The 17,176-nt window shown below is 59.3% G+C and carries 17 protein-coding genes; 11 read left to right on the top strand and 6 right to left on the bottom strand.

Annotated features, from left to right (window positions below; translation table 11 throughout):
* Window positions 1-7: 7 nt before the first annotated feature.
* Entirely contained in the window at window positions 8-1,132 is a 1,125-nt protein-coding gene (dnaN, locus tag BN5935_RS12185) for a DNA polymerase III subunit beta (RefSeq protein WP_064976329.1), read from the bottom strand.
* Between the two features lie 33 nt (window positions 1,133-1,165).
* Window positions 1,166-2,044: a nucleoside phosphorylase gene (locus BN5935_RS12190; protein WP_064976330.1), complete on the bottom strand. Its 879-nt coding sequence runs from the start codon at window positions 2,042-2,044 to the stop codon at window positions 1,166-1,168.
* A gap of 102 nt (window positions 2,045-2,146) precedes the next feature.
* Between BN5935_RS12190 and glmM the strand changes: the two genes are divergently transcribed.
* The 5 genes from glmM (at window position 2,147) to glmS (ending at window position 8,109) form a co-directional block, all read left to right on the top strand.
* Window positions 2,147-3,535, top strand: coding sequence for a phosphoglucosamine mutase (gene glmM, locus BN5935_RS12195; RefSeq protein ID WP_064976331.1), 1,389 nt, complete (start codon window positions 2,147-2,149; stop codon window positions 3,533-3,535).
* Window positions 3,536-3,539: 4 nt separating this feature from the next.
* The gene (locus BN5935_RS12200) at window positions 3,540-3,983 is read left to right on the top strand and encodes a copper resistance protein NlpE (RefSeq protein ID WP_064976332.1); all 444 of its coding nucleotides are present in this window, start codon (window positions 3,540-3,542) and stop codon (window positions 3,981-3,983) included.
* Between the two features lie 4 nt (window positions 3,984-3,987).
* Complete coding sequence (locus BN5935_RS12205) at window positions 3,988-5,352, top strand: dipeptidase (protein ID WP_064976333.1); 1,365 nt, start codon at window positions 3,988-3,990, stop codon at window positions 5,350-5,352.
* A 6-nt stretch (window positions 5,353-5,358) separates the two neighbouring features.
* Complete coding sequence (locus BN5935_RS12210) at window positions 5,359-6,141, top strand: inositol monophosphatase family protein (protein ID WP_064976334.1); 783 nt, start codon at window positions 5,359-5,361, stop codon at window positions 6,139-6,141.
* 123 nt (window positions 6,142-6,264) lie between these two features.
* Complete coding sequence (gene glmS / locus BN5935_RS12215; protein WP_064976335.1) at window positions 6,265-8,109, top strand: glutamine--fructose-6-phosphate transaminase (isomerizing); 1,845 nt, start codon at window positions 6,265-6,267, stop codon at window positions 8,107-8,109.
* 291 nt (window positions 8,110-8,400) lie between these two features.
* Here glmS and BN5935_RS12220 read toward each other — a convergent pair whose 3' ends face one another.
* Both BN5935_RS12220 and glyA read right to left on the bottom strand, forming a co-directional pair.
* Window positions 8,401-9,081, bottom strand: a complete 681-nt coding sequence (locus BN5935_RS12220; RefSeq protein WP_064976336.1) for a DUF2461 domain-containing protein — start codon at window positions 9,079-9,081, stop codon at window positions 8,401-8,403.
* A 1-nt stretch (window position 9,082) separates the two neighbouring features.
* Entirely contained in the window at window positions 9,083-10,363 is a 1,281-nt protein-coding gene (gene glyA, locus BN5935_RS12225) for a serine hydroxymethyltransferase (protein ID WP_064976337.1), read from the bottom strand.
* A gap of 149 nt (window positions 10,364-10,512) precedes the next feature.
* On the opposite strand from glyA, the gene fabG reads away from it, so the two are divergent.
* Together fabG and BN5935_RS12235 are read left to right on the top strand one after the other, a co-directional pair.
* On the top strand, window positions 10,513-11,259 hold the full coding sequence (gene fabG, locus BN5935_RS12230; protein WP_064976338.1) for a 3-oxoacyl-[acyl-carrier-protein] reductase: 747 nt from the start codon (window positions 10,513-10,515) through the stop codon (window positions 11,257-11,259).
* A 215-nt stretch (window positions 11,260-11,474) separates the two neighbouring features.
* Entirely contained in the window at window positions 11,475-12,356 is an 882-nt protein-coding gene (locus BN5935_RS12235; protein WP_064976339.1) for a PorV/PorQ family protein, read from the top strand.
* On the opposite strand, the gene BN5935_RS12240 is transcribed toward BN5935_RS12235, so the two are convergent.
* The gene (locus BN5935_RS12240; protein WP_064976340.1) at window positions 12,334-12,822 is read right to left on the bottom strand and encodes a low molecular weight protein-tyrosine-phosphatase; all 489 of its coding nucleotides are present in this window, start codon (window positions 12,820-12,822) and stop codon (window positions 12,334-12,336) included. The two genes, BN5935_RS12235 and BN5935_RS12240, sit on opposite strands and share 23 nt — an antisense overlap.
* Window positions 12,823-12,871: 49 nt before the next feature.
* On the opposite strand from BN5935_RS12240, the gene BN5935_RS12245 reads away from it, so the two are divergent.
* The 4 genes from BN5935_RS12245 (at window position 12,872) to BN5935_RS12260 (ending at window position 16,836) form a co-directional block, all read left to right on the top strand.
* Window positions 12,872-13,285 carry a DoxX family protein gene (locus BN5935_RS12245; protein ID WP_064976341.1) on the top strand — a complete coding sequence of 138 codons (414 nt, stop codon included), beginning with the start codon at window positions 12,872-12,874 and terminating at the stop codon, window positions 13,283-13,285.
* A 102-nt stretch (window positions 13,286-13,387) separates the two neighbouring features.
* The gene (locus tag BN5935_RS12250; protein ID WP_064976342.1) at window positions 13,388-13,906 is read left to right on the top strand and encodes a hypothetical protein; all 519 of its coding nucleotides are present in this window, start codon (window positions 13,388-13,390) and stop codon (window positions 13,904-13,906) included.
* 6 nt (window positions 13,907-13,912) lie between these two features.
* Window positions 13,913-15,109 (top strand): BamA/TamA family outer membrane protein, encoded by a 1,197-nt coding sequence (locus tag BN5935_RS12255; protein WP_064976343.1) that lies wholly within the window; start codon window positions 13,913-13,915, stop codon window positions 15,107-15,109.
* 14 nt (window positions 15,110-15,123) lie between these two features.
* Window positions 15,124-16,836 (top strand): phosphoethanolamine transferase family protein, encoded by a 1,713-nt coding sequence (locus tag BN5935_RS12260; RefSeq protein WP_064976344.1) that lies wholly within the window; start codon window positions 15,124-15,126, stop codon window positions 16,834-16,836.
* Window positions 16,837-16,939: 103 nt separating this feature from the next.
* Here BN5935_RS12260 and BN5935_RS12265 read toward each other — a convergent pair whose 3' ends face one another.
* Window positions 16,940-17,113: a histone H1-like protein Hc1 gene (locus BN5935_RS12265; RefSeq protein WP_019150383.1), complete on the bottom strand. Its 174-nt coding sequence runs from the start codon at window positions 17,111-17,113 to the stop codon at window positions 16,940-16,942.
* Window positions 17,114-17,176 lie beyond the last annotated feature (63 nt).

Genomic DNA, 17,176 nt, shown 5'->3' on the forward strand with positions numbered 1-17,176 from the left:
ACTGCCGTTATGCGTTGATCATCATCGGCATCAGCAGCATCAGCGTCGCGCTCGACTGCTTGTCGTCATAAACGGGCTTGAAGACGCCTGCGCGGGTCGAATCGGCCAGCTCCACCACCACCGTCGGGGTCTCCATGTTCGAGAGTATCTCGACAAGGAACGTCGACTTGAAGCCGATCGAGATGGGCTGTCCGTCGTAGCTGCACGAGATCGTCTCGTTGGCCGACACCGAGAAGTCGATGTCCTGCGCCGTGAGGTTGATCTTGTTGTCGGCGATGTCCATGCGGATGAGGTTTGTCGTGGGGTTCGAGCAGACGGCCACGCGCTTGATGCCGTTGACCAGCTCGATGCGGTCCACCAGCACCTTGTTGGGGTTGTTGGACGGGATCACGGCGTTGTAGTTCGGGTAGTTGCCCTCGATCAGCCGGCACACGAGCGTGTGGCTCTTAAGCTTGAACAGTGCGTTCTTCGAATCGAACGCCATCTCGATTGCGTCGTCCTCCTTCAGCAGCACCGACTTCAGCAGGTTGGCGGGCTTCTTGGGCAGGATGAACGAGGCGGTCACCTCATTGGGGGTCTCGGCCTCGTACTTCACCAGCTTGTGGGCGTCGGTGCCCACGAACGTCAGCGCATTGGGCGCGAGGTTGATATAGATGCCGTTCATCACGGGGCGCAGTTCGTCGTCGGCCGTGGCGAAGATGGTCTTGTTGATGCCGTTGACCAGCGTGTCCACATCCATCGAAAGCTCCTTCTTCTCGGCGCTCAACTGCGGCACGGCGGGATAGCTCACGGCGCTGGCTCCGGGGATCGAGAGCGAACCGCTCTTCCAGTTGATCTTGATCTCCCAGTTCTTGTCGTTGACCTCGATCACGAGCGGCAGCTCGGGGAACTCCTTCAGCGAGTCGAGCATCAGCTTGGCCGGCGCGGCGATCGTACCCTCGTTTTCGACGCTGTCCACCTCGATCGAGCCGATAAGGGTCGTTTCGAGGTCCGACGTGGTGACCTTCAGGGTGTTGCCGTTGAGCTCCATCAGGAAGTAGTCCAAAATGGGCAGCGTGTTCTTATTGCTGATAACCTTGCCGGTGGTAGCCAGCAGCGAAAGCAGTGCCGAGCTTGATACGGAAAATTTCATACGTTTGTCTCTGTTTTTTTCTGTTATGGTTTCTTACTCTAAAGTTGCCAGTTTGTCGAGGGCCGTCCGGATCATCTTCTTCACGAACGGCTTGTAGTCCGTGTTGACGTCCTGCGCGATGCGCTGGGCGATGATCGTACAGATCGTGGCGGCGCGGTGGCCCATCAGGGCTGCAAGACCTGCCAGCGCCGAACCCTCCATTTCGAAGTTGGTGATGCGGCGGCCTTCGAAGCCGAACGACTCGATCTTCTCGTTCAGGTGTGCGTCGTGCGGCTCGAGGCGCACCCAGCGGCCCTGCGGGGCGTAGAAGCCCGGGGCGGCGATGGTGATGCCCTCGCGCGTGACGTCGCTGAAATGCTTGAACAGCGTCTTGTCGGCGTTGACGAAATAAGGGCGCGGCATCTTCTCGTACCAGCCCGTATGCTTCACGAAAGCCTCCTCGAGCGCCAGATCGCAGACCCCGTCGCGGCCCTTGTAGTAGCTCAGCAGGCCGTCGAAGCCGCACGAGGTGCGCGAAAAGACGAACTCGCCGACCTTGATGTCGGGCTGAATGGCCCCCGAGGTGCCGAGGCGGACCAGCGTCAACTGCTTCTTCACGGCCTTCTCCTGCCGCGTGGCGAAATCGACGTTGGCCAGCGCATCGAGCTCCGTGACGCAGATGTCGATGTTGCCGATGCCGATGCCGGTCGAGAGCACCGTCATCCGCCGGCCCTTGTAGGTCCCCGTCACGGTCTTGAACTCGCGGTTCTCGACTTCGCACTCCTTCGTGTCGAAAAATCCGGACACGAGGGCCACGCGGCCCGGATCGCCGACCAGTATCACGGTGTCGGCCAATTGCCCGGGAAGCAGGTGCAGGTGGAATATCGAACCGTCGTCGTTGATAATCAATTCGGAAGCGGGGATCGTTCTCATAATAGTGGTTTTTTAATTTCCATAATTGGCATAAAAGTAATATATTTACATCGAATATCAAAACTTCGAAGCGAATATTTCATAAATATAAGTATAGCTAAAATGACACTCATCAAATCCATTTCGGGCATCCGCGGCACCATCGGAGGCCCCACGGGAGAAAACCTGACGCCGCCCGACGTCGTGAAATTCACCACGGCCTATGTGCGCCTGACCGCCCGCCGTACACCGGGCAAAAAACTTACCATAGTCGTAGGCCGCGACGCCCGAATTTCGGGCGAAATGGTCTCGAACCTCGTCGAAGGCACCCTTCTGGCCTGCGGCGCCGACGTCATCAACGTCGGGCTGTGCACCACCCCGGGGACTGAAATGGCCGTCATCACCAAAAAGGCCGACGGCGGCATTATCATCACCGCCTCGCACAACCCCCGCCAGTGGAACGCCCTGAAACTGCTGAACTCCGACGGCGAATTCCTCTCCGACGCCGAGGGCAAGCAGGTACTGGCCATGTCCGAGGAGGAGGATTACGACTACCCTGCGATCGACGCTATCGGACACGTCCTTTCGCGCGAGGATTTCAACGACGAGCATATCCGCCGCGTGCTGGCGCTGCCGCTGGTCGACGTCGAAGCCGTGCGCAAACGCCGCTTCAAAGTGGTCGTCGACGCGGTGAACTCGGTGGGCGGCATCGTAATGCCGAAACTGCTGCGCGAGCTGGGCTGCGAGGTCGTGGAGCTCAACTGCGAGCCCACGGGCGAATTCGCCCACAACCCCGAGCCGCTGCCCCAGAACCTCACCCAGATTTCGGAGGCGATGGTGCGCGAGAAGGCCGACGTGGGCATCGTGGTCGATCCCGACGTGGACCGGCTGGCGTTCGTCTCGGAGGACGGCTCGATGTTCGTCGAAGAATATACGCTGGTGGCCGTCGCGGATTACATCCTCTCGGAAAAGCCCGGCAACACGGTTTCGAACCTCTCCTCGTCGCGCGCCCTGCGCGACATCACGGAGCGTCACGGAGGCAAATACTACGCTTCGGCCGTCGGCGAGGTCAACGTCGTAGCGAAGATGAAAGAGGTCGGCGCCGTGATCGGCGGCGAGGGCAACGGCGGGGTCATCTACCCCGAACTGCACTACGGCCGCGACGCGCTGGTGGGTACGGCACTCTTTTTGACGTGGCTGGCCCGGAAAGGCATGACCATGACCCAACTGCGTGCGACCTACCCCTCGTACTACGCTTCGAAGAACAAAATCGAGCTGACGCCGGCCATCGACGTAGATAAAGTACTGCGTGAGGTAAAGGCCCGTTATGCCGGTGAAAACGTGAATGATATCGACGGTGTGAAAATCGACTTTGCGGAGAACTGGGTACACCTGCGCAAGTCGAATACCGAGCCGATCATCCGCGTCTACACCGAGGCCAAGTCGATGGACGAGGCCGACGCGCTGGCGCAGCGGTTCATCGCCGAAATCAAGGAAATCTGCCATATTTAAGACTATGAAGAAGAACGTATTAATCCTCGCCGCAGCCCTCGCGCTGGTCGCCTGCGGCGGAAACGCCCCGAAAAAGAAAGCTGCCGCCGAAACGCAGACTACGACCACGGCGGCGCCCGACATGCACACGGCCGAAACGTCGCTCGACTATCTGGGCACCTACGAAGGCACCCTCCCGGCGGCGGACTGCCCGGGCATCCAAACGACGCTGACGCTCAATCCGGACGGCACATACGACCTGCACATGAAATACATCGACCGCGATTCGGAGTTCGACGAGAAAGGCGCTTTCTCCGTTAAGGAGAATCTGCTGACCCTGACCCAGCTCGACGACGGCTCGGAAGAGTATTACAAGGTGGAGGAAAACCGGCTGCGCATGCTCGATGCCGAGAAACAACCTGTCACGGGAGCGCTGGCGGAGAATTACACACTGCAAAAAACCAAGTAAGCGAATGGATAAAGTAAAGGTTTATATAAACGAGAATAAAGATCGTTTTATCAACGAGTTGTTCGATCTGCTGCGCATTCCGTCGATCAGCGCGGAATCGGGTCATAAACCCGACATGCAGCGTTGCGCCGAGTTCCTCGCAGCGGCGCTCGTAAAAGCAGGTGCGGATCATGCCGAAGTGCTGCCCACGGAGGGCAATCCGGTGGTCTATGCCGAAAAAATCGTCGATCCGAAAGCCAAAACGGTGCTGGTTTACGGCCACTACGACGTGATGCCCGTGGACCCGCGGGCGGAGTGGCGCACCGAGCCGTTCGAACCCGTCATCAAGGAGGGACGCATCTGGGGCCGCGGGGCCGACGACGACAAGGGCCAGTTGTGGATGCACGCCAAGGCTTTCGAGGCGATGTGCGCCACGGACACGCTGCCCTGCAACGTCAAATTCATGCTGGAGGGCGAGGAGGAGATCGGTTCGCCGAGCCTCTATGGTTTCTGCCGGGAGAACAAGGAGATGCTCAAGGCCGATATTATATTGGTGTCGGATACCTCGATGATTTCGATGCAAACACCCTCGATCACATGCGGTTTGCGCGGGTTAGCTTACATGGAGGTTGAAGTGACGGGCCCGAACAAGGACCTCCATTCGGGGTTGTTCGGCGGCGCCGTGGCCAACCCGGCCAACGTGCTGACGCGGCTGGTGGCCAGCCTTATCGACGACGAGGGCCGTGTGACGATTCCCGGCTTCTACGACGACGTGCGCGAGCTGACGCCCGAAGAGCGCACGGCGTTCAACAAGGCGCCGTTCAGCATGGAGGAGTACAAGAAGTCGCTGGAGATCGGCGACGTGGAGGGCGAAGCGGGCTACACGACGCTGGAGCGCACGGGTGTGCGTCCGTCGCTCGATGTCAACGGCATCTGGGGCGGCTACACGGGCGAGGGCACCAAGACGGTGATTCCCGCGAAAGCCTCGGCCAAGATTTCGATGCGTCTGGTCCCGAATCAGGATTACCACAAGATTTCGGAACTCTTCGAGCGGCATTTCAACGCCATCGCGCCCGAGAGCGTGAAAGTGACGGTGAAGTCGCTCCACGGCGGCATGCCCTACGTCTCCCCGACCGATATGCCGGCCTACAAGGCGGCTGAAAAGGCCGTCGAGGCCACGTTCGGCAAGAAGCCCCTGCCCTTCTACTCGGGCGGCTCGATTCCGATCATCAGCGGATTCGAGTCGATTCTGGGCATCAAGTCGCTCCTGATCGGCTTCGGACTGGCCGAGGACGCCATCCACTCGCCGAACGAGAGCTACGGGCTCGAGCAGTTCGAAAAGGGCGTGGAGACTATTCCGCTGTTTTACAAGTATTTCGCCGAAAGCTGACAGCCGATGTACGACGAACTGCTGGAATTTGCCGTCCGAATGGCCCGGGAGGCCGGAAAGATCCACCTCGCCTACTTCCGGAGCGACAAACTCGCCATCCGGACCAAGTCCAACGTCTACGACGTGGTGACGCGCGCCGACAAGGAGAGCGAGGAGCTGATTGCCGGGATGATTGCGGAACGCTACCCCGACCACGCCATTCTGGGCGAGGAGGGCGGCAGCCGTGGCAATGCGGAAAGCGACTGGCGCTGGGTGGTCGATCCGCTGGACGGCACGACCAATTACAGTCAGGGGCTGCCCGTTTTCGCGGTCTCGATCGCCCTGCAACACAAGGGCGAAACGGTCGTAGGCGTGGTCTATGCACCGTATCTGGGCGAGTTGTTCACGGCCGTGAAGGGCGGCGGGGCTTTCCTGCGATACGCTTCGCGGGAGCCGGAACGCCTCCGCGTCGGGGAGAAGCAGACACTTGCCACGTCGGTGATCGCCACGGGATTCCCCTACGACAAGGATGTGAATCCGGACAACAACAGCGACAACGTCGCCCGGATCATCCCCTATGTGCGCGATGTCCGGCGGCTGGGGTCGGCGGCCTACGACCTGAGTTGCGTCGCCGCAGGGCTGCTGGACGGCTATTGGGAGCTGGCGCTCCACGAATGGGATGTCTGCGCCGCCGAACTGATCCTGCGGGAGGCCGGGGGTGTCGTCTGCGACCTCCGCCAAGACCGCGGCATCTCGATCGTTGCCGGCAACGCTGCGATCGTGGAGGAGATCCGGAAATACGTTCGTTAACCGACTGAAAAACAATTGCATTGTAAAAAAAATGCCGGGGCGGGAGTAAATTCCCGCCCTTTTTTTGCGGATATTCGTAAAATATTTTACTATTTTTATCCCGGACAAAAACGAAAAAAACAGATGTGCGGAATTGTAGGATATGTCGGCCGGCGTGACGCCTGTCCGATTCTGGTGAAGGGTCTGCACCGCCTCGAATATCGGGGTTACGACAGCGCGGGCATCGCGCTGGTCAACGCAGAAGGCGCCCTCCACGTTTTCAAATGCAAAGGCAAGGTCTCGGACTTGGAACATTTTCTCGCGGGCAAGGACCTCGGCGGAACCATCGGCATCGCCCACACGCGCTGGGCCACGCACGGGGTTCCGAACGACGCCAACGCCCATCCCCACTACTCCGAATCGGAGAACATCGCCCTGATACACAACGGCATCATCGAGAACTACCGCGTGCTGAAAGATGCGTTGGTCGAAAACGGCTACACGTTCCGCAGCAGCACCGATTCCGAAGTGTTGGTGAACCTGATCGAATACGTCCGCGAAACGAACCGCTGTTCGTTGTTCGAAGCCGTGCAGCAGGCGCTTCGTCAGGTGGTCGGGGCCTATGCCATCGCCGTCGTCGAAAAAGGCAACACCGACCGGATCATCGCCGCGCGGCAGAGCAGCCCGATGGTCGTGGGCATCGGCAAGGGCGAATACTTCCTCTCGTCGGATGCCGCGTCGATTATCGAGTACACCGAGGATTTCGTCTACATAGGCGACGGGGAGATCGCCGTGATCGAACGCGACAAACCCCTGAAAGTCGTGACGCTGGACAACCACGAGGGAAAGATCGACATCCGCAAGCTCCAGCTCTCGATCTCGCAGCTCGAAAAGGGCGGCTATCCCCATTTTATGCTCAAGGAGATTTACGAACAACCCTCGACATTGGTGGACTGCATCCGCGGGCGCATCAATCCCGACACCTGCGAGGTGAAGCTCTCGGGGGTGATCGACCACCGCGAGAAGTTCCTCGCCGCGCGCCGCATCATCTTCGTGGCGTGCGGCACCTCGTGGCACGCCTCGCTGATCGGCGAGCATCTGATCGAGTCGATCTGCCGCATCCCGGTCGAAGTGGAGTACGCCTCGGAATTCCGCTACCGCAACCCCATCATCCGCGAGGACGACATCGTAATCGCTGTGTCGCAGTCGGGAGAGACGGCCGACACGCTGGCCGCCGTGGAACTGGCCCGCAAGGCCGGGGCGTTCGTCTTCGGCATCTGCAATGTCGTGGGGTCGTCCATCGCCCGTGCGACGGATTCGGGGGCCTACATTCACGTCGGTCCCGAGATCGGCGTCGCCTCGACGAAGGCTTTCACCGGGCAGGTGACCGTAATGGCGATGCTGGCGCTGGCCGTGGGGCACGAAAAGGGAACCGTTGCGGAGGAATATTACCGCGAAGTGTCGTCTGCCCTGCTCCACCTGCCCGAAACGCTGGAGGAGGTGCTGAAAGTCGCTCCGCAGATCGCCGACCTTGCGAAAATATTCACCTACGCCCACAATTTCATCTACTTAGGCCGCGGATATAATTATCCCACGGCACTGGAGGGGGCACTGAAACTCAAGGAGATATCCTACATCCACGCCGAGGGTTACCCCGCCGCCGAGATGAAGCACGGCCCCATTGCGCTGATCGACGCCGAGATGCCCACCGTGGCCATCGCCACGCCGGATCACACCTACGAAAAGACCGCCTCGAACATCGAGGAGGTCCGGGCCCGCGGCGGCAAGATCATCGCCGTCATCGCCCGTGACGACCGGCAGGTACGCCGTTCGGCGGATTATGTGATCGAGGTTCCGGTCATTGCCGAGTGTCTGATGCCGATCGTGGTGTCGGTGCCCCTGCAACTGCTGGCCTACTACATTGCGGTATACAAGGGCCGCAACGTCGACCAGCCTCGCAACCTCGCCAAATCGGTGACCGTAGAGTGACCGGCTTAAGAAGCCGGATTTAGGGGCTGCGGCTGGATTTTGCATATCGGAATCCGATTCCCGCTCTCGCCCATCTAAGAGATGGGCCTTAGGGGCGGTAATAAGTCAATACGTTGCCGACCCGGATACCCGCCCTGCCCGTCTAAGAGGCGGGTTTTAGGGGCGGTGATCGGTCAATACGTTTCCGAGCCAGACACCCGCTCCCGCCCGCCCTGTCTAAGAAGGTTTTAGAGAAAATAGAAAAGGTCGGCCCCACTGGGTCGACCTTTCTCTATGATATGCCGGAAACGGCTACATCATTTCGTCGTAGGCGTACTGTATGGCGCGGTTCAGGATGGCGATGAACGGCTGCGTGCGGCGGAACTCCTCGACCGTGCGGTCCAGCAAATCCGGGGCCAGCAGGAACTCCTCGGTAATCGGCCGGTCGATGTAAAAGTCTTTCAGCTTCAGCATCTCGGCGTATTCACTGTCGGCAGGAAAACCCGTCGGAACCCGCTTGAGCTTGTTTCGTTCGTTCAGGCGGAAACCCTTGGCCTTTTTGATCGCCGCTTCGATCTCCGCGCCGTTGTCGAGCACCTCCTCGCGGATCGAACGCAGGATGGTCGGCTCGATGCAGACGGCGCCCGCCGAAAGCAGGTTGCACCACACCAGCGAGTCACAGCAGGGTTCGATGTGGAAATAGTATCCCGCGAAGCCCGATTTCTTGCCCTTCGGGGCGATGTAGGCGCCGATATAGGTCTTATAGGGCGACTTGTCGTTCGAGAAGCGTGTGTCGCGGGCGATGCGGTAGGTGCAGTCCTGCGGACGCAGGCCCTGCACCGAGGGATCGAACGACGCGATGCCGTCGATCAACTGTCCGGTGAAGTCCGCAAACCGCCCCTTCACCCGGGTCCATTCGGCGCGGTTGGCATCGAACCACTCCCGGGTGTTGTTGTCGTGCAGGCGGCGGAAGAAATCGATGACCTCTTTCATCTTACCACGCGAAAAGCGGATAATCGGCCATCAGGGCGTTCACGTCCTTGCGGACGGCGGCGATGTTCGACTCGTTTTCCGGGTCGTGCAGCACGCGGTCGATCAGCTCGACGATGTACTCCATCTTGTCCTCCTTCAGACCGCGGGTCGTGATGGCCGGGGTTCCGAAGCGCAGACCCGAGGTCTGGAACGGCGAACGGCTGTCGAACGGCACCATATTTTTGTTGGTGGTGATGTCGGCGGCCACGAGGCATTTTTCGGCCAGTTTGCCCGTCAGTTCGGGGAATTTCGTGCGCAGGTCGACCAGCATCAGGTGGTTGTCCGTACCGTCCGAAACGATCTTGTAACCGCGTTTCACGAAAGCGGCGGCCATCGCCTTGGCGTTCTTCTGCACCTGTGTCTGGTACTCCTTGTAGGCGGGTTCCAGCGCCTCGCCGAAAGCCACGGCCTTGGCGGCGATGACGTGCTCCAGCGGACCGCCCTGAATACCCGGGAAGACGGCCGAATTGAGGATCTGCGACATCATCTTCACGGCGCCCTTCGGCGTGGTCTGTCCCCAAGGATTCTCGAAGTCCTTACCCATCAGGATGATACCGCCGCGCGGTCCGCGCAGGGTCTTGTGGGTCGTCGAGGTGACGATATGGGCGTATTTCACAGGATTCTCCAGCAGTCCGGCGGCGATCAGTCCGGCCGTGTGGGCCATGTCCACCATCAGCAGCGCCCCCACCTTGTCGGCGATCTCGCGCATGCGCTTGTAGTCCCATTCGCGCGAATAGGCCGAGGCGCCGCCCACGATCAGCTTGGGCTTGCACTCCAGCGCCTTGCGCTCCATGGCGTCGTAGTCGATCACGCCGGTGGCCTCGTCGAGCTGGTAGCCCACAGCGTTGAAATACTTACCCGACATGTTGACCGGCGAACCGTGCGAAAGGTGTCCTCCGTGCGCGAGGTCCAGCCCCATGAAGGTATCGCCCGGCTGCATGCAGGCGAAGAAGACGGCCATGTTGGCCTGCGCGCCCGAGTGGGGCTGCACGTTGGCGTATTCCGCACCGTAGAGCTTGCAGATGCGCTCGATGGCCAGCGACTCGACCTTGTCCACGACCTCGCAGCCACCGTAGTAGCGGGCGCCGGGATAGCCTTCGGCGTATTTGTTGGTCAGAACCGAACCCATGGCCTCCATCACCTGCTCGCTGACGAAGTTCTCCGAGGCGATCAGCTCGATGCCGTGCATCTGGCGGCTGCGCTCGGCGGCAATCAAATCGAAAATCTGGGAATCTCTTTTCATTATCGTATTGGGATTTTGTGAAATGCTTTTACGGCTGGTAAAGATAAGCAAAAATGCCGAATTTCGTTCCGCGGGCAGGCGATTAAGATATTTTTCCTATATTTGCGAATAAAAATTGGCAGACATTGCCTTAAAAATATAAGAGAATTATGAAATTACTGGATGGGAAAGTGGCCGTTGTGACCGGCGCCGCACGCGGCATCGGCAAGGCCATCGCACTCGAATTCGCCAAAGAGGGCGCCTCGGTGGCGTTCACCGACCTTGTGATCGACGAGAACGGCAAAGCCACTGAAGCAGAGATCGCCGCACTGGGCGTAAAGGCCAAGGGTTACGCGTCGAACGCCGCCAACTTCGAAGAGACGCATCAGGTCATCGACCAGATCGTGAAGGATTTCGGCCGCATCGACATTCTCGTGAACAACGCCGGAATCACGAAGGACGGCCTGATGATGCGCATGTCCGAGGCGCAGTGGGATGCCGTGCTGACGGTGAACCTCAAGTCGGCGTTCAACTTCATCCACGCCGTAACGCCCGTCATGGCGCGTCAGAAAAGCGGCTCGATCATCAACATGTCGTCGGTGGTAGGCGTCAGCGGCAATGCCGGACAGTGCAACTACTCGGCGTCGAAGGCCGGCATGATCGGATTAGCTAAATCCATTGCAAAAGAGATGGGTCCCCGCGGTATCCGCGCCAACGCCATCGCTCCGGGTTTCATCATGACCGAGATGACCGACAAACTGCCCGACGAGGTGAAGGAGGGCTGGTACAAGCAGATTCCGCTGCGCCGCGGCGGTACGCCGGAGGATGTCGCCAAGGTGGCGCTGTTCCTCGCTTCGGACCTTTCGTCGTATGTCAGCGGTCAGGTCATCCACTGCTGCGGCGCGATGAACTGTTAGGAAGCTGAGAGATGCGAAAAGAAAGGATGCCGCAAGGTATCATCTGAAAACGGAAGTGCCCGGCAAGTTTACTTGGACGGGCACTTTTGTTGTCAGACGGTGTATTCCGCAGGAAGCCTTCTTTTCGCGTCCGAAGCGCCGCCAACAATCACGGCACGAAAGCGAAGCGTGTGCCGTAATTGTTAGAACTTACATTTTTTGTTATATTTGCATCTATGAAACGACTCATAACCTTGCTCGCGGCGCTGGCCGCACTTCAGACATATGCCCAGAGAATCGAGGCGACGCTCCCCAGCCCCGACGCCAAGGCCATTGGCATGGGCGGCGTGATGATGACCACCCTCTCGGGTTCGCACGCCATCTACAACAACTCGGCGATGGCGGTCTTTTCGCACATGCCGTCGCAGATATCGTCGTCCTATTACGGGCAGGGAAATTTCGATTACTACGCCGTATCGGGCTACTGCCGCTTCGACAATGTCAATCTTGCGCAAGTCGGCTGGCGCCAGTATCTCCGCGAACACGGCAACAACGACATGGCCGTCGATCTGGGCTATTCGCGCCGCATGGGCGACAGATGGTCGCTCGGTGTCGTGGCGCGCTACATGCACCTGAAACGCCCGGAGGTGTCGGCCGACGCTTTGGCCGTGGACCTCAGCGCCGCTTATCAACTGCCGCTGGAGAATGTCGGCAGCTACTCGACGCTGCGCGCAGGCGCCAAGCTGGGCAATCTGGGTGGCTATGTCGACGACACGGATTATACGCTGCCGATGGATTTCACCGTCGGCGCGGCCCTCGACACGTTCCTCTCCGATGCCCACGAGATCACCGTCGGCACCGACGTGGGCTACTATTTCTCCCCGGAGTCGGTCCGCGGATTCCAAATGTCGGTGGGTGCGGAATACAACCTCATGCAACTGGTCCAGTTGCGCACGGGCTACCACTACGGCGAACGGCGCGACTACTATCCGAGTTACTGGACCGTCGGCGCCGGCGTGCGCATCCTGCACCTGCGCCTCGACTTCGCGTATCTGTTCGCCAAGAAGCACACGCTCCTGCGCAACACCTACAGCATCAGTTTCGGGCTGGATTTCTAAGATATTCCATTATCCCCTCGCAGCCGTCCTCCAGCATGTCGAGCACCAGCTCGAAACCCTCGTGTCCCTCGTAATAGGGGTCGGGAACGTATGTGCGGTCGGGATGGCGGCGGCAGAACTCCGCCATGCGGTATATTTTGCGGGCGGCCTCGCGGGAAGGTGCCAGCCGGTTAAGCGTCTCGTAGTTCATGTCGTCCATGGCGACGATCATGTCGAAACGACCGAAATCCTCCTCGCTCACCTGCCGAGAGCGGTGTGTCAGCACATAACCCCGGCGCGAAGCGGCGCTGCGCATGCGTGCATCGGGCAGTTCGCCCCGGTGTCCTCCATAGGTACCCGCCGAGTCGATCGTAAAGCGGTCGGCGACTCCCCGCTTCTTCACGATGTCGTGCATGATGCCGTCGGCGGCCGGGGAGCGGCAAATATTGCCCAGACAGACGAATAAAATCCTTGTTTTCGATTCCATGGCGCAAAGATACGAAATTTTCGGAACGCGAATTGCAGGACACCTCGACATGGAAAAGAAAATGACGGACTGGATCGGACAATACCGCTGCATGGACTGGGCCGTGCTCTACATGCGGCTGTTCGCGGGGGCCATGATGCTGTTTCACAACATCGGCAAAATACAGAATTACAACGAGATAATCGACTCGTATCCGACCGTGCTCAACATCAGTCCCGCCGTCGTGTTCGCTGTCGTGTCGGTTGCCGAAGTGCTGTTGGCGGTGCTCATCATCATGGGGCTGTGGGTCCGGAAAGCGGCTTTCGTGATGGCGCTGGGTATCCTCCTGATGTTCGTCCGGGGAGGATTCGGCGCCGGGGAACCCGAATTCGTATGGCTGGGCATCTATGTCTTTCTGATCGTTTCGGGAGGCGGATTTTACGGATTCGACACCGCTCTCGCCGCCACGGGCGGAAAAAAGTGACCAATCGAACAACAATATCCACCCCCGCAGTCTTGATGTTCGAAGAAATATCGTAACTTTGCCGCGATTTGTTTTCGTTAGACACCACAAAAACAGAACGTAATGAAGATGAAAGTAATCGTGATGCTGGCAGCTTTCGCGCTGGCCGCATCGGCAGCCCCGGCGCAGGAACTGCCCCGCAAGGTACAGAACGTCGAGGTCCTCGATCTGGACGGAAAACCGGCCAAACTCCCCCATTTCGGCGAAAAGAACCTGATGATATTCTATGTAGACCCCGACCGGCACAAGCAGAACGAGGATTTCACCATCGAACTGGAGGAAAATCACCGCGCTTCGGGTGAGAACATTTACGGCTTCGGGGTGATGAACCTCAAGGACGCCCCGATGGTTCCCAACGGCATGGCCCGCAGCATGGCCAAGAAGCGCACGGCCAAGAACGGCGCCACGGTGCTGGCCGACCAAGACCGCATCCTGAGCACGGCGTGGAAGCTGGGCGACTGCAACAACCAGTTCGTGCTGATGATCGTGTCGAAGGAGGGCGAGCTGGTGTTCCTGCGCAAGGGCATCCTCTCCGACGACGACAAGGAGGCTTTCTACCAGACGGTCGAGAAATACAAATAGGTCTCGATGCTGCGCAGAACCGCCGCCCTGATTCTCGTGCTCTCAGGCTCGTTCCTTACGGGGCGGGCTCAGGAGGAGGGCACCCGTATTGCAGACGGCGACACGCTGCACTACACCTACACCCCGCTGCCGCAGGAGGCTCCCCGAAAGAAACCCTTCCTGCGGCGCGTCGTCGATTATTTCGGGGAGTCGACCATCGACAAGACCTTCGAGAAGAAGATCGACTTCACCTTCGCCGGAGGACCCAGCTATTCGAAGAACACGAGTTTCGGCATCGGCCTGCTGGCGGCGGGACTCTACCGTCTCGACCGCACGGACTCGATCACGGCGCCTTCCGACATCTCGATCTTCGCCAACGTCTCGGTTTCGGGATTCTATGCGCTGGGCGTGACGGGAAACAACATCTTCGCGCACAACAAGCGCCGCATAAACTATACGGTGATGTTCGCCTCGGCGCCCCGCAGTTTCTGGGGCATCGGCTACGACGCGGGGCGTAACAATCCCGAGAGCACCTACTCCGAGAAACGCTATCTGGTCGAGGGGCGTTACCTGCACGAGTTCCTGCCCCACACCTATATCGGCGGACTGGTGAGCTTCGAGCACACGAAGGGCCTGAAATTCACCGAACCGGCGTACCTCCGCGGGGAGAAGCTGAAATACACGGCGACGGGTATCGGAGCCATCCTCGAATACGATTCGCGCGACTTCATCCCCAACCCGTTCCGGGGCGTCTATGTGAGTTTTCAGGAGACGCTCTTCCCGAAAGGGCTCGGAAACTGCGGCAAAACGCTGTGGCGCACGACTTTCACGGCCGACGCTTACCAGCGGGTGTGGAAAGACGGCGTTCTCGCCGCCGACCTCTACGCGGTGTTCAACACCGACGGTACGCCGTGGCCGATGCTCGCCCGCATGGGCGGCAGCCAGCGGATGCGCGGCTACTATCAGGGCCGCTACACGGACAACGACATGATTACGCTGCAAATCGAGCTGCGCCAGCGCATCTGGCGGCGCATCGGATGCGCGGTCTGGGGCGGCGCGGGCAACGTGTTCCCGTCGCTCGGCGAGTTCGACTGGTCGCAGACGCTGCCCAACTACGGCGTCGGCTTCCGGTGGGAGCTCAAAAAAAGAGTTAACGTTCGCCTTGATTACGGATTCGGCAAGAAAACAAGCGGTTTCCTGCTAAGCATAAACGAGGCATTTTAAGAGCTATTTGGTTTATGAGTGCTGATACGAACCGGAAAAACAGACGGCGGGTTGTCAAAACCCGCAGCCGTTTCACCACGCTGCTGACCGTCTATTTCTTCGTGGCGCTGATTATCCCCAATTGTGTGTTGGCTAACACCGAGCCCTACTCGGTGTGGACCGTCGAGTCGCTGATCCTCATGCCGCTGGGGTTCTACATGATGTGGAGCGTAGCCCTGCGCCGTTCGGGCGTGATGATCTGGCTGGCGTTCCCGTTCATCTTCTTCTGTGCCTTCCAGATCGTGCTGTTGTACCTCTTCGGCAATTCGATCATCGCCACCGATATGTTCACCAACCTCCTGACGACCAATCCGGGCGAGGCGGGCGAACTGCTGGGCAACATCTACCCTTCGGTGGTGCTGGTCTGCGTACTCTACCTGCCGCTGCTGTGGCTCGCGGCGCGCGAGATCGCCCATAAACGCTACATCACCCGCACGGCGCGCATGAACATCGGACTGACCGGTGCGGCGCTCTTCGCCGTGGGGCTCGTGGCCCTGTGGCCCGCCTACCATGTGAGCGAGGAGCGGCATGTGCTGCGCGACGAGATCTTTCCCCTGAACATCCTTTACAACCTCGGGCTGAGCGGCTCGGAGTTCCGCAAGTCGTTCAACTACGAAAAGACCTCCGCCGATTTCACCTACGAAGCCCGGCGCACGGCCGAAATCCCCGGACGCGAAGTCTATGTATATATTATAGGTGAAGCCTCGCGGGCCATGAACTGGCAATTATACGGCTACGAGCGCGAGACCAATCCCCTGCTGTCGCAGGAGGAGGGACTGGTGGTATTCCGCGACATGCTGACCCAGAGCAACACCACGCACAAGAGCGTGCCGCTGATCCTCTCGTCGGTGGCCACCGACGAACACGAGGAACTCTACCGCCGCAAGGGGCTCCCGGCCCTGTTCAACGAGGCGGGCTTCGACACATGGTTCATCTCCAACCAGTCGCGGCAGGGCGCCATGATCGACCACTTGGCTCACGATGCCAAGCATCTGATTTATATCCGTTCGCCGCGTCACGACATGCAACTGCTCGACGAGATGCGCCGCGTGCTCGAACATAGCAGCGAACAGAAGATACTCTTCATCCTCCACTGCTACGGGTCGCATTTCAGCTACCACCAGCGTTATCCGCGGGAGTTCGCCCATTTCCAGCCCGACGACGACGTGGCGATCGCCAGACAGCACCGTCCGATGCTGGTCAACGCCTATGACAACTCGATCCGCTATACGGATTATGTGCTGTCGCAGATCATCGACTACCTCGGGTCGCTCGAAAACACCTCCTCGGCGTTGCTCTACTGCGCCGACCACGGCGAGGACCTAATCGACGACAGGCGCGAACGCTTCCTGCACGCCTCGCCAACCACCACGGCCTACCAGCTCTATGTGGCGTCGCTGGCGTGGTTCTCCAAAAGCTACCGGGAGCATTTCCCTCGGAAAGTCGCCGCCGCCGAAGCCAACGAAACGGCTCCGGCCACGACCCATGCGCTGTTCCACACCATGGCCGACATGGCCTCGATCCAAGGGCGGTTCCTCAAGACGAGCGTGTCGCTCGTAAGCCCCGACTTCGACCGTCAGGCCCCCCGCCGCTACCTGAACGACCACAACGAGGCCGTACCCTACCGCAAGACGGGACTCCGCCCCGAGGATATGGAGGTGTTCCGGCGCTACGGAATAAATCCCTAAAATCAAAAACGGCATCCTCCTTTCCGAACCGGAAGAAGATGCCCCATAAACAATAAAGGCCGCTCCTGTCCGGAACGGCCTTTAGCTTAAATTCGGGGTCGAATTATTTCGCAGCCTCTACGGAAACCTTGCGGAACTCCTTCATCAGCTTCGAAAGCTCCAGAGCCGATTTGCGGGCGCGGGTGCCGGCGGCTTTGTTGTTCTTCTCAACCTGAGCAGCTGCGTTGGCTGCAAATACCTCGAACTCTGCGTTGATTTTTGCTACTAACTCTTTCATAGTTTTATTTATTAAATTGGGTTTGTTATCAACGCAAAGATATAAAAATATTCTAAACTCCAT

Origin of the sequence: Alistipes provencensis (genome assembly GCF_900083545.1) — a bacterium.
Lineage (GTDB): Bacteria > Bacteroidota > Bacteroidia > Bacteroidales > Rikenellaceae > Alistipes > Alistipes provencensis.